This window comes from Streptomyces sp. CCM_MD2014, assembly GCF_000772045.1.
Lineage (GTDB): Bacteria > Actinomycetota > Actinomycetes > Streptomycetales > Streptomycetaceae > Streptomyces > Streptomyces salinarius.
On record NZ_CP009754.1, the window covers coordinates 3,189,118 to 3,201,357 of the forward strand.

12 protein-coding genes and 1 pseudogene are annotated in these 12,240 nt (G+C 73.6%); 4 read left to right on the forward strand and 9 right to left on the reverse strand.

All coding sequences use genetic code 11. The features are described 5' to 3' along the window. Positions 1–336: 336 nt before the first annotated feature. From NI25_RS13750 to NI25_RS39080, 3 genes are all read right to left on the reverse strand, one after another. Positions 337–1,089 (reverse strand): GntR family transcriptional regulator, encoded by a 753-nt coding sequence (locus NI25_RS13750; RefSeq protein WP_007444326.1) that lies wholly within the window; start codon positions 1,087–1,089, stop codon positions 337–339. 147 nt (positions 1,090–1,236) lie between these two features. Then, positions 1,237–2,373 carry a DUF4190 domain-containing protein gene (locus NI25_RS13755; protein WP_061442729.1) on the reverse strand — a complete coding sequence of 379 codons (1,137 nt, stop codon included), beginning with the start codon at positions 2,371–2,373 and terminating at the stop codon, positions 1,237–1,239. A gap of 171 nt (positions 2,374–2,544) precedes the next feature. Continuing rightward, positions 2,545–2,739, reverse strand: coding sequence for a hypothetical protein (locus NI25_RS39080; RefSeq protein WP_199560906.1), 195 nt, complete (start codon positions 2,737–2,739; stop codon positions 2,545–2,547). On the opposite strand from NI25_RS39080, the pseudogene NI25_RS40175 reads away from it, so the two are divergent. Next, positions 2,708–2,863: pseudogene (locus NI25_RS40175) on the forward strand (LysR family transcriptional regulator); the annotation flags it as partial. The gene NI25_RS39080 and the pseudogene NI25_RS40175 sit on opposite strands and share 32 nt — an antisense overlap. Positions 2,864–2,871: 8 nt before the next feature. Here NI25_RS40175 and NI25_RS13760 read toward each other — a convergent pair. Continuing rightward, a complete protein-coding gene (locus NI25_RS13760) occupies positions 2,872–3,459 on the reverse strand; it encodes a helix-turn-helix domain-containing protein (protein WP_061442730.1) in 588 nt (195 codons plus the stop codon). Positions 3,460–3,572: 113 nt separating this feature from the next. Here NI25_RS13760 and NI25_RS13765 point away from each other — a divergent pair, with 113 nt between their 5' ends. Beyond that, positions 3,573–4,199 (forward strand): class I SAM-dependent methyltransferase, encoded by a 627-nt coding sequence (locus NI25_RS13765; protein ID WP_061442731.1) that lies wholly within the window; start codon positions 3,573–3,575, stop codon positions 4,197–4,199. 26 nt (positions 4,200–4,225) lie between these two features. Then, positions 4,226–4,714 (forward strand): DinB family protein, encoded by a 489-nt coding sequence (locus NI25_RS13770; RefSeq protein ID WP_061442732.1) that lies wholly within the window; start codon positions 4,226–4,228, stop codon positions 4,712–4,714. Between the two features lie 29 nt (positions 4,715–4,743). Here NI25_RS13770 and NI25_RS13775 read toward each other — a convergent pair whose 3' ends face one another. Both NI25_RS13775 and NI25_RS13780 read right to left on the reverse strand, forming a co-directional pair. After that, the gene (locus tag NI25_RS13775) at positions 4,744–5,994 is read right to left on the reverse strand and encodes a hypothetical protein (protein WP_061442733.1); all 1,251 of its coding nucleotides are present in this window, start codon (positions 5,992–5,994) and stop codon (positions 4,744–4,746) included. After that, positions 5,991–7,232 carry a HesA/MoeB/ThiF family protein gene (locus NI25_RS13780; RefSeq protein WP_061442734.1) on the reverse strand — a complete coding sequence of 414 codons (1,242 nt, stop codon included), beginning with the start codon at positions 7,230–7,232 and terminating at the stop codon, positions 5,991–5,993. Before NI25_RS13780 ends, NI25_RS13775 begins: the two co-directional genes overlap by 4 nt. A 273-nt stretch (positions 7,233–7,505) precedes the next feature. On the opposite strand from NI25_RS13780, the gene NI25_RS13785 reads away from it, so the two are divergent. Further along, positions 7,506–8,894, forward strand: coding sequence for a M14 family zinc carboxypeptidase (locus NI25_RS13785; protein WP_078884615.1), 1,389 nt, complete (start codon positions 7,506–7,508; stop codon positions 8,892–8,894). Here NI25_RS13785 and NI25_RS13790 read toward each other — a convergent pair. The 3 genes from NI25_RS13790 to NI25_RS13800 form a co-directional block, all read right to left on the reverse strand. After that, entirely contained in the window at positions 8,803–9,420 is a 618-nt protein-coding gene (locus tag NI25_RS13790) for a class I SAM-dependent methyltransferase (RefSeq protein WP_228952047.1), read from the reverse strand. The two genes, NI25_RS13785 and NI25_RS13790, sit on opposite strands and share 92 nt — an antisense overlap. A gap of 77 nt (positions 9,421–9,497) precedes the next feature. Then, positions 9,498–10,988 (reverse strand): carboxylesterase/lipase family protein, encoded by a 1,491-nt coding sequence (locus tag NI25_RS13795; RefSeq protein WP_061442736.1) that lies wholly within the window; start codon positions 10,986–10,988, stop codon positions 9,498–9,500. Positions 10,989–11,101: 113 nt separating this feature from the next. Further along, positions 11,102–12,022: an MBL fold metallo-hydrolase gene (locus tag NI25_RS13800; RefSeq protein ID WP_061446913.1), complete on the reverse strand. Its 921-nt coding sequence runs from the start codon at positions 12,020–12,022 to the stop codon at positions 11,102–11,104. Between the last annotated feature and the right edge of the window lie 218 nt (positions 12,023–12,240).

Here is a 12,240-nt window from a genome sequence, read left to right on the forward strand (position 1 = left end):
GCAATCCGCATATGCCCGAGCCTACGCCCAACCTTCACGGAGCGAATACGACTTTGCACAAAGAGGTACGCAACCAGCCAGAAACGCAGGGGGCGCACGATGCGGAACGCGCCGTCTCCGCACGCCGATGCCTCCGGTCACAGGCATGCCGGGGTCGGGCCGAGCGACCTGCGGGAACGGCCGGATTCCGGCGCCGTGCGGAGGGCACCTGAGAGGCGACGGGCGTGCGAACGGATGTGCGTCCGGAGGAAAGAGGCGCGGGAGGCGCACGACGGGCGTGCGCCATCTCACACAGCGGGGCGGCGAACTCCCCCAGGTGGTGCGCGACTTGATGAACTACCTGACGGGCAGGTGGTAGGCCACCCGGTACCGGTCGGCCGGGACGACCACGTCAGCGGTCTCCACCGCGCGCCCCGAGGCGTAGAACGTGCGCTGGACGACCAGCACCACGTGTCCCGGTACGCCGCCCAGCGCGAGCAGCTCCTCGGCGAGGCCGGGGCGGGCGCCGACCTCCTCGGTGACGTTGTCGACGACGACGTCGATGGCGGCCATCCGCTCCACGACGCCCATGCCGCCGAGCGGCCCCTCCTCGGGCAGCATCACCGGCGTGCGCCCGGTCAGGTCCAGCGGCTCCCAGGAGGTGGAGAGCATGACGGCCTCACCGGCCTCCCGGAAGACGTACCGGGTGCACATCACCCGGTCACCGGGCTTGATGCCGAGCCGCTCGGCCACGGCGCCGCTCGCCTCGGCCTGCTCGCTGCGCGACTCCCAGGTGCCGCGCGCGTCGGCGTCGGCCTGCTCCTGCCTGAAGGGTGTGGCGCCACCGGCGGGCCGGTACCCGGAGCGGGCGACGCGCCTCGGGACGGGCCGCTCGCGCACATAGGTGCCGGAGCCGGAGCGTCCCTCGACGAGGCCCTCGGCCATCAGCACCTTGCGGGCCTCCAGGGCGACGGTGTCCGAGACGCCGTACTCCTCGCGGATCCGCGCCTGCGACGGGAGGCGCGTATGGGGCGGCAGCAGGCCGTCGGCGATCTTCTTGCGGAGATCACCCGCGACACGCAGGTACGCCGGCTGCTCACCGAATGTCACTGGCCGCTCCCATCAGGTTGTACAGACAGCAACAGCGTGGCAACCGTAGGTTCGGCCGGGCAAGCAAAGGCCAGAGAATCACTCGAAGTGATGACTTGTGCTGCCCGGGGGCTTTACGCAGGCACTTTCTCCCCGCTATGGCCGCCGTCACACCTCCTTGCCGGGGCTCTCTCCTCCGCCGTCACCGGGCTCCCCGTACTCCGGCGGCGTGGAGTCGAGGCCGAGGGACTCGCGGGCGGTCACCGTGGTGTCGCCGTCGATGAGCGCGTAGCCCTGGTAGAGGTGCTCGTAGAACGCGTCGGCGTCGGGGGTCACCTCCGCCGCGCCGAACTCCTCGCGTGCCGCCTCCAGGTCGGCGACCAGCTCGGTGACCTGCCGCTCGCTCGCGGACGGCCAGGTGTGCGCGCCCAGCATCCCGATCTCCTCGGTCAGCGCGTTCTCCACCCGGCCCGCCCAGGCCTGCTGCGCGACCGGGTCGTCCTCGAAGTACTCGTTCTCCGGCGTCGACTGCAGGGCCCCGTCCAGGACCCGGGCCGCCTCCAGGTACGCGAGCTGGTGTGCGTCGAGCGTCGTGCCGTCGCTGCGCAGCGAACCCGTCAGGCTCGCCCCCTCGTCCGTGCTGCCGAACAGGCAGGTGACCTCCCGGTCGCCCGACCGCCAGCTGCGCGCGGTCGGCGTCAGGTAGTACACGTCGACGTCGGCGGGCAGGGCCCAGGTGTCCATGGCGTACCCGCCCACCAGGCCGTAGCAGCGCGCGTCGGCCGCCGTGGTGACCGCGTGGTCGCCCGGGTAGGAGCCGCTGCCCGGCATGTCGAACACGGCGAACACCTCGCCGTCGTGCGGGCCTTGACAGGGCACCACGTCGACGTCGTACGTCACCCCCTCGAGGGAGCCGCCCGGCGTGGTGAAGCACTGGCCCTTCTCGAGGGAGTAGGCGGTCCCCTCGCCGCGTGCGGCGTCGCGGAAGCCGTCCCAGAAGTCGGCGGCGGCGCCCGTGGAGAGCGTGAGCACCCACAGGGCCAGCCCGACGGAGGACAGCACACAGCCGGCCACCGCGAATCCCTTGCCCCGTTCGCCGCGCTTGCGGATCCCGGCCAGCGCGATCAGTCCCAGCACGAGCCCGACCGCCGGCACGAAGCACAGGACCCCGAGCACGAACGCGGCGACGGCGAACCCGTTCACGGGGGCCGGCCGGGGGTACGGCCCGAGCGGATGACCCCACTGCGGGACGTACGGGCCCTGGGGGTACGGCCCTTGCGGACCCGGCGGAGGCGGTATCGACACGGGTGCCCTGCTCCTGTTCACGAGGGTGGTGCGGCGGCGGATGCGGCCTCGCGCATCGTAAGCGCGGCCGGAAGGGAGGGCGGGGCACGGACGCGGACTTGCAGGGCGCGGTCGTGCCGGGCGCGGACTTGCAAGGCGCGGTCGTACCGGGCGCGGTCGTGCCGGGCGCCGTCACTGCTTCCACAGCGGTCCGAGCGCCGCGTTGACCAGGTGGACACCTCCGAAGGCCACCGCCCGGCCCGCTCTCCCGGACGCGGCCAGAGCGGCGGCCCCGGCACCGAACCACAGCACCTCCAGGGCGACCCGCCGGCTCCCCCCGCGCCGGGTGTGCCGCAACGCCCCGCCGGTCACCCCGGGCGGCGTCACCACCCGCCCGGTACGCGGCCTGACGCCCAGCCGTTACGCGCTGGCCCGGCGCCGTGAGGACGAGGGCCGGGCACCGGTCCGGGACTACGCCGAAGCCTGCCGCCGGGCGGCGGCCGGGGGCTGAACGGGCCGTCAGTCGCCACGGTCGCGCACGTGTGCGCGCACTCCTTGCAGACCGAACAGCACGAGCAGTTCCACCGCGCCGCCGTCGGCGCTGCCCAGCCAGTGCGGCAGGGACGTGTCGAACTCGGCCGCCTCACCGGGGGTCAGCGTCAGGTCGCGCTCGCCGACCAGCAGCCGCAGCCGGCCGCTGAGCACGTACAGCCACTCGGAGCCCTCGTGGGTCTGCGGGGTCGGTTCGAGCGGTGCGGGACGGCTCGGGATGATCATCTTGAAGGCCTGGGTGCCGCCCGGTCGCCGGGAGAGCGGTACGAAGACCATCCCGAAGCGCTTGACCGGCTTCAGGTGGATGCGCGGGTCGCCCGTGCGCGGGGCGCCGACGAGGTCGTCCAGGGGGACGCCGTAGATCCGGGCGAGCGGCAGCAGCAGTTCCAGGGTCGCCCTGCGCCGTCCGCTCTCCAGCCGGGACAGGGTGCTCTCCGACACCCCGGTCGCCGCCGAGAGGCGGGCGAGGGTGATGCCGCGCTCGCGGCGCAGCGCGCGCAGACGGGGGCCCACGGCGCCGAGTACGTCGTCCACGTCGTCCGTTGCGGCGTCCATCGGGCCACCTTGCCACAACGGCAAGATTCCGTGCCGGACCGTGCGGCCGCTGCCGAGACTGGCCGCATCCGTTGCGCTCGGCCGGCCGGCCGAGCCCGACCGAAGGAGTTCCGATGAGCGCCACCGACGCGGTCACGTTCTGGGACGGCGTGTACGCGGCCCGACCGGCGTCCGACGCCCCGCGGCCGAACGTCCGTCTCGTCGAGACGGTCTCCGACCTGTCTCCAGGCGACGCGCTGGACCTGGGGTCCGGCAGCGGCGGCGACGCGCTGTGGCTCGCCCGGCGGGGCTGGCGGGTCACGGCCGTGGACGTCTCCGGCGTGGCGGCCGGCCGGCTCGCGGGGCACGCCCGCGCCCACGGCCTCGGCGACCGGGTGGACGCCGTACGGCTCGATCTGCGCGCGTCGTTCCCCGAGGGCCGGTTCGACCTGGTCTGCGCGCACTACCTCCACACGCCCTTCGACCTGGACCGGGCGGCGGTGCTGCGTACGGCCGCGCACGCGCTGCGACCGGACGGGCGGCTGCTGGTCGTCGACCACGGCTCGACCGCGCCGTGGTCGTGGGACCAGGACCCCGAGGTCCGGTACCCGGCCCCCGGGGAGGTGGCGGCAGGCCTCGCCCTCGACCCGGCGACGTGGCGGGTCGAACGGGCCGAGGCCGCGCGCCGGACCGCGACCGGCCCGGACGGGCGTACCGCCGAGGTCGTCGACCACGTCCTGCTCGTCCGGCGCGCGAGCTGAGGGCGCACGCCCGCAAGGAGGCCACCATGTCCCCCACCCGCCGTCGGGACACCCCGCCGCCCCGCACCGGAGACAGTGAGGCCGGGACCCTGCGCGGATTCCTCGACTACGTGCGGACCTCGCTCGCCGGCAAGGTCGAGGGTGCCCCGGAGCCACAGGTCCGCACGGCCGCGGTGCCGTCCGGCACCAACCTGCTCGGGCTGCTCAACCACCTGACCCACGTCGAACGAGCCGTCTTCCTCGGGGAGGAGGTGCGGAGCTGGCCGGCGACGTTCCGCGCCGCGCCGCAGGACGGCGTGGCCGAGGTCGTCGCTCGCTACCGCGAGGCCGTCGACGCTGCGAACCGCGTCCTCGACACCTGCACCGACCTCGGCGCACCGCTCCCCGGGCCCCGTCCGGGCCGCCCCGCCCCGAGCGTCCGCTGGGCCCTCACCCACATGATCGAGGAGACCGGTCGCCACGCCGGTCACGCGGACATCCTCCGCGAGCTGATCGACGGCACGACGGGACGCTGACCCGCACGGCCCCGTGCCGTGGCCCTCGTTCAGCCCGCGCTCGCGGACCGGCGTGAGCGGCGGTTGCGCCACCAGGTGACCAGCCAGAGGACGTTGACGCCGCCCAGGACCACCAGCACCGTCACCGCGTCGGCGTTGCCGGCCAGGCCGTGTTCCGGCCCCAGGCCGCGCACGGCGCGGACGAGGAGGGCGAGGTCGACGGGCAGGGTGACCGCGGCCATGAACGTCAGACAGGCCGCCGTGCCGACCACGAGGACGACGCTGTAGATCCGGACGGCCCGCCGCTCGTGCGCGGGCAGCCGGGTACTGGGGTCCTCCCGTGCCGCCTCGGTACGCGGGCCACGCCGCACCGGCCGCACGGCGCGCCGGAACCTGTACCGCGCGTACGCCAGACCGTCCCCGTACAGGTCACGGCAGCCGGTGAGGTCCTGGAGGACGAAGTACAGGTCGGTGCGGGTGAAGACCATGCACTGGAAGGGCAGCGGCAGCAGGGCGAGGAGCAGGGCCGCGGCCAGCAGGCGGTGGGCCGTCGTCCCGGTCTCCGTCGCGGCGAGGACCAGGACGAGGGAGGACGCGACGGACAGGTTGAGGGCGATACCGGCCAGATAGGCCGTCAGCCGGTGGCGGCGGGGCGCGAGTTCGATGCCGCTGATGTCGGTCTGCATGACGAGGAACTGCAGCCGGGTGCCCAGCCGCATCTTCCCCGGCACACCCGCCGCCCGGGCGGTGACCAGGTGTGCCAGTTCGTGGGCCAGCAGCAGCGCCCACCCGGCCGCAGCCCCGCTCAGGAGCACCACGCTGCCGTGGCGGCTCCACAACAGGTCGCGGTAGCCGGGCAGCAGGTCGGGACGGCGCACCAGCACGGCGAGGGCGGCCGCGAGCAGTGCTCCGACGAGCAGCGGAAGCACCGGGTGCAGGGCGAGGCGGACGTGGCGGGGGCGCAGCCACGGCAGGGACGCCCGGGGCGGTTCGGCATCCGGGACCGGGCGGTCGCCGATCCGCGCCACGAAGCCCAGCGCGGCCAGGTCCCCGACGAAGTCCGCGATGTCGAACTCCTCCCCGGTCTCGGCACGCAGCGTCTCTTCGGTGCGTGCCACGCTCCGCCCCGCGCGCAGGAGTTCCACCGCGCGTGCCCCGGCCGCCGGGAGGGCGACGAAGGTCCGGGTGGCCATGCGGCCCACGATCCACTCGTCGCGGTCCGGTCGTACCGCCAGGTCGTGCAGGACGACGCGGGTCGTCGGCCCGATCCGGGGAGGGACGTCGGCGGCGGTGTCCGTCACGACGGGTCCCGGTCGCCGGAGCCGGAACGCGCGGCCGGTACCGGGTCCGGAACCGGGTCCGATACCGGGACGGGCTCCGCCCGGCGGCAGGCCGGGCAGTCGGGGCGCCGCCGTGCGCGCTGCATGACGGGGTCGCCCGGCATCATGAGGTTGAGGCCGAACCGGCATCCGGGTTCGACGGGCGGTACGCCGCACAGGAGCATCAGGGCGGCGTGGGCCAGCAGCCCGCCCGACAGGCCGGCGGTCACGGCGTTGGCCGGGTTCCACGGCATGCGGGGCGAGGCCGCGTCCTCGTCCTGGCCGGGGCCGAGCCGCAGGTCGCGCCGTTCGACCTCGGCGTCGCGCAGGCACTGCCAGCACGCGCCCCGGCCGGGCGTGAAGACGCCGACGCTGACCAGCGGCCCGCGGTAGCCCGCCTCGGCCCACGGCGTGCCCGTGGACAGGCAGACCTGGTTGGCCCACCTGCGGATCGCGGCGGGACGGTCGGCGGCGAGCAGCAGCGCGTCGTAACCGGGCGCGCGAGCGGGGCCGTCGGGGCTTCCGCTGTTGGCGCCGGTCAGCAGGTCTTCGAGGTCCGCCGGGCCGCGCACCTCGCGCCGCTCGCCGGTGACCTCGGTGTCCGGATTCAGCGCGCGCAGGGCGGTGAGCGCCGCGTCGAGCTTCGGCTTGCCGAGGTCGTCCTCGCGGAAGAGCGTCTGCCGGTTGAGGTTGGACAGTTCGACCACGTCCGGTTCGACGCAGTGCAGCCGCCCCACGCCGGACGCCACCAGGTCCCGGGCGGCGGCCGAGCCGGTGCCGCCGACCCCGATCAGCAGGACCCGTGCCCTGCGCAGCAGCAGTTGCGGCTCCCAGGCGCTGCTCCTGGGCCGCAGGTCCATCCAGCGCAGCAGGGTCATGCCCCTGCTGTACCTCTCGCGTTCCCGCTCGGACAGTTCCGCGGGCGGCTCGGCGCCGGCGTCCTCGACGTACCCGGCGTCGGTGAGGTCCGTCATCGCCTGGGCGATGTCCGGCTCCGGCAGCCGCAGTTCCGGATGGCGTCGGGACACCTCCGCGACGACGTCCGTGGCACTCCGCGTCCCGTCCATGGCCTGCACCAGGGACCAGACCCAGCCGTCGGCGTCCCGCACCTCGGCTCCGATGCCGTGGACCACACTGCCGATCCGCACGTGACCGTCCACGGTCCGGTAGGCGCGGTGCTCCGGTTTGATCCGGGGCCGCCGCATCGCGTGCACCGTCATTTTCGCGCCAACCTCGCCATCCCCACCTACGCGCCCCACAACGGACATTGACAACAGTGACCGGGCGAGCGAACGCTGACAAGAGCACAACGTGCCCCTCAGGCCACAGCACGACCGCCCAGCGGCACGACGGCACATCGGCACATCGGTCATCACCAGGGTCACCACCGGAAGGAGACGACATGGCGAACAAGATCGAGATCCGTCCGCTGGACAAGAAGGAGACCACCGGCGACAGCGGCGGCAACGGCGGCTCCTGACCGGACGCGCCCGATGCACCGCTACCCCACGGTCGCGGAAGTCACCGAGGCGGCGCGGCGGCTGGTCTTCCGGTTCCCCGGGGCCTGCCGCCTGCGCCGTATCGGCACGTCCCGGGCGGGACGGCCGATCCCGATGCTGTCGGTGGGGCACGGGCCGCGCCACGTCCTGGTGGTGGCCCGGCCGCACCCGGACGAACCGGTGGGCGGCGCGACGGCGCTGGCACTGGCGGAGCGGGCCGCGGCCGGCGACCGGCACTCCCCGGCGACCGACCCCGACACCGTCACCTGGGACATCGTCCTGTGCCTCGACCCGGACGGCGCCGCGCTCAGCGAGGGCATCGAGGCGGCCACGGCCGGCCCCGACCCCGCCCTGGCCCGCTACTACCGAGCCGCCTTCCGCCCGGTCGCGGCGGAGCAGCCGGAGTGGGCACCGATCGTCGGACGCCGACTGCCCGAGAGCCGCGCCCTGTTCGCGGTGATCGACGAGCTCCGCCCGGTCCTCCAGTGCTCCCTGCACAATGTCGACGCGGGCGGCACCTGGGTCCAGCTGACCGGCGACCTCCCCGGCCTCGCCACCCCCTACGCGACGTCCGCCTCGGCCCTGGACATCCCGGTCCAGCACGGCACGTACGACGCCCTCTACTGGGAGAACCCGGCCCCCGGCGTCCACGTCCTGCCGCCGCCGGACAGCACCGCCCGCCTGGCGGCCGGCTCCGAGAACATCGCCCTGTCCACCTGGTGCGCACCCCAGCGGTACGGCGGCGTCACGGCGATCGTCGAGGTCCCCCTGTGGGCCACCGCCCCGGCCGACGACCGGACCCCGCACCCGGACCCCGCCCGTGCCCTGCGCGACCTGTCCGCGCTGGTACGCGAAGGCGGCCGTCAGGTCACCGCCGTCTTCGACAAGGCCCGCGGCTTCCTGCCCCCGGCCGAGCACAGCCCGCCCAGACGCGTACTGGAGTGGATGGCCGACGACCTGTACGACCTGGTCGCCGACGCCTGGCAACCCCTCGCCGACCAGGCACACTCGGCCCCCGGCTCCCCCGCGCTAACGACGGCCGGAATCAGCGCCCTGGAGGTCGTCGCCCGCCGACAGCCGCTGCGCGCGGCGGGGCTCCTGCTACGCCTCCTGGACGCGGCCGACGACCCGGCGTCCGCCGCCCTCCACCACGAACTCGACGGCCTCTTCACCACCTGGTGCACGGACTTCGAGCAGTCCCTACGCCTGCGCCCGGTCCCCGTGCACGCCCAGGTGGAACTCCAGACCCGTACGGTGCTGGCGGCGGCGGAGTGCGCGCTGGGGCACACCGTCACAGCGGACGTCGCGCCCAGAACAGCGCATGCCCGCCGTTCCCCTCGGGGACGAATTCCTCCTGCTCGACCGTCAGGCCCGACCGGGTGAGCCAGGCTCGGTTGGTGTCGGCATCCGCGTGGCTCCACCACATGGCGACACCGCTGTCCAGCCAGTTCTCGTCCGTGCCGGTCCACTCGTGCTGACCGGTGCTGCAGAGAAACCAGCCACCAGGCCGCAGCCACGACGCAATCCTCTCCAGCAACGGAGGCTGTTCCTCCAGCGGGATATGGATCAGGGCATAGAGGGACACCACGGCATCGAAGGAACCGTCCGGGAAGTCCACCGCCGTGGCGTCTGCCGTGATGAAGTCGGCGTCGGGCACGAGTTCCCGAGCCCGGCGGATCTGCACCTCGCTGATGTCGATGCCGGTGACGTGGTGTCCCGCCCTCACAAGGTCACGCGCGACCGGTACTCCGCTGCCACAGCCCAGGTCCAGCACCCTGCTGCCGTCCACGAGGCGCGCGTTCAGGCTCGCGATCCACGACGGGTACTTCGTATCGGACCGGTACGCCTCGTCGTAACGCAGCGAAAGCGCGTCGTACCCGCGCCGCACCAGATCCTTGGGATTCTCCACAGCCACAGCCAAGAACGCTAGCGCCCTCGTTCTGCGTCCGACGACCCCTTTTTGCCCGGGAAGCAAAACTGCCGCGTTCAGCTCCAGGCCCGCCGTTCCCGGCCGCGGGGGTCGTCGACCCGCGTCCACTCGGCGTCGATGCGCATGGTGGCCCGGCGGTCGGTGTCGTACGGGTCCCAGCCGGGGTCGCCGGTCCGGGCGAACCGGATCCAGGTCTCGTGGACGCGGCCGGCGAGATCCGCGGGGGCCTCGTCGGGGCCGAGCAGGGCGCCCGGGCCGTGGAGTTCCGGCCGGTCCGCGAGGTCGAACACGAAGGGCAGTTCGACCGCGTGGGTGGCGCCCAGTTCTCCGTCCAGGGCGTGGGAGCGCCAGGCGAACTCGTAGGCATAGGTGCCGGACCGCGGGTGGGCGGCGTGGGCGTCGGCCAGCGCGCGGCTGCCCGCGCCGAACAGGGCGTCGGCCATGATGGCGGAGCGCAGTTCCGCGAAGGACGCTCCGGGACGTGCCGCGCGGTAGGTCTCGACGAGCCGCGCGGGATCGGGGTGCGAGCGTGCGGCGGCCTCCTCGACGTCGGCGGCGGTCGAGGAGGCGTACGTGCCCACCGGGACCAGGTAGAGGTTGCCCTCCTCGGCGTTGGTGCCGACGAGCAGGTCGACGTCGGCGGCGCGACCGGCGGCGACGGAAGCGGCGGGCTGGGTGTCCAGGACCAGGCTGAAGGGGCTGAGGCCGATCAGCGGGTCGCCGTGGGTCCCGGTCCGCAGGTCGATGCCCGTCAGCTCGGCGGCCGCCTCGACGAGCCGCTCGTCCGGGATGCCGCCGAAGGCGTCCACGCGGGGCTCGATGCCCAGGACCCCGGCCGCGGCGCGGGTGACACGGGCGGCCTGCTCGGGCGTGAACGCGCCCAGGCCGCTGCCGCTCTGCACGATCGCCCGGCGGAACAGCCCGGCGGCCTCCGGGGTGGCGAGGACGCCGCCGACGATGGTCGCCCCGGCCGACTGGCCGAAGAGGGTGACGTTGCGCGGGTCGCCGCCGAAGGCGGAGATGTTCTCCCGGACCCAGCGCAGCGCGGCGACGACGTCGAGCAGACCGCGGTTGGCGGGCGCTCCGGGAACGTCGAGGAACCCGGCCATCCCGAGCCGGTAGTTGAGGGTGACGAGGACGACACCGTCACGGGCGAACGCGGTGCCGTCGTACAGGGCGGCCCGCGTCGATCCGGCGACGAAACCGCCGCCGTGGACGAACACCATGACCGGCAGGGCGTCGCCTCCGGCGGCGGGCGCGAAGACGTTGACGGTGAGGTAGTCCTCGCCGCGGCTCCAGCCGGTGCCGAAGTAGGGGGTCATGTCGATGTCGCCGAGCCTGCGCGCGGACTGCGGGGCGTTGGGCCCCGGGACGGTGGCGTCCCGTACGCCGTCCCACGGCTCGTGCGGCTGCGGCGGGGCGAACCTGCCCGTGCCGCGGGGCGGGGCGGCGTACGGGATGTTCAGGAAGGTGCGGGTGTCGCCCTGGCGCAGGCCGCGGACGGCGCCCTGCGCGGTGGTGACGACGGGTCCGGGGTGCTGGTTCATGCCGCGTGTCTTTCTCACTGGTCGGTCTCGCGTGTCCGTGTCACTGGTCCGTCTCGCATGTCCGTGTCACTGGTCCGTCTCGCGTGGCTGTCTCGCCATGCCTTCCGTTGGCATCACGCCTGCTCGGCCTCGGTGTACTTGGCGAAGGGCGCCCAGCCCTTGATGGCGAACTTGCTCCCCGCACGGACGACTTCGGCGGCGCCGTGGCCACCGAGGTGGGCGGGGAAGACGAGGGCGTTGGTGTCGACCGCCGTACCCAGGAGCTTGCGACGGGTGGCGCGGGCTTCGGCGGGGTCCTCGCAGAAGCAGCTGTTGGCGTCGGGTTCGTGGATCTGGATCGGGCTGTGCATCAGGTCGCCGACGAACAGGGCCCGGTCGGATCCGGACTCCAGCCGCAGCACCGACGAGCCCGGGGTGTGGCCGGGGGCGAGGTCGAGACGCAGGTGGGAGTCAATCCGGTGGCTGTCCTCCCACAGCAGGGTGAGACCGGCCTCGTGCACGGGGGCGACGCTGTCCTCGAAGACGTTCTGGTTGCCGCGGCCGAGCAGGGTCTTGATCTCGTTGGCCGGGTTCCAGTAGTCGAAGTCCGCCTTGGCCATCAGGTAGGTGGCGTTGGGGAAGGTCGGGACCCAGGTCCGCCCGTCGAGGTAGGTGTTCCAGCCGACGTGGTCGACGTGCAGGTGGGTGTTGATCACGATGTCGACGTCCTCGGGGCGCACCCCGGCGCGGGCGAGATTGCCCAGGAAGTCGGTCTCCAGGCGGCTCCACACCGGTGCGTACGGCCGGTCCTTGTGGTTGCCGACGCCGGTGTCGACCAGGATGGTCCGGCCCTCGCTGCGCAGGACCCAGGTCTGGATCGCGGTGTTGACGATACGGGTCTCGGCGTCCAGGAAGTCCGGCACCAGCCAGGAACGGTGCGCGTCCCACGCCTGAGCCGGGCTGTCCGGGACGAACGCCTCGGGCGTCAGGTCGACGGGACCGTAGTACTCCCGGACCCGGGTCACGGTGACGTCGCCCAGGGTGATGGTGTCCATGGTGCGCTCCAGTTCGATCAGTTCTTCCGCAAGGGTGCGTCGCGGTGCCGGGGCGGCGGTATGCGTCACGTGACTGCACCTGACCGCGGCGGCCCGGCGTGCCGGCCCGGCCCGTGCCGTGTGGAACCGGGGCCGGGCGGAACCGCCGCCCCCGCCCCCGCCCCACGGCCGCGGCACCGTCCCGCTACTGTCGGAGAAATCCCAGTTTCTGGAGCATC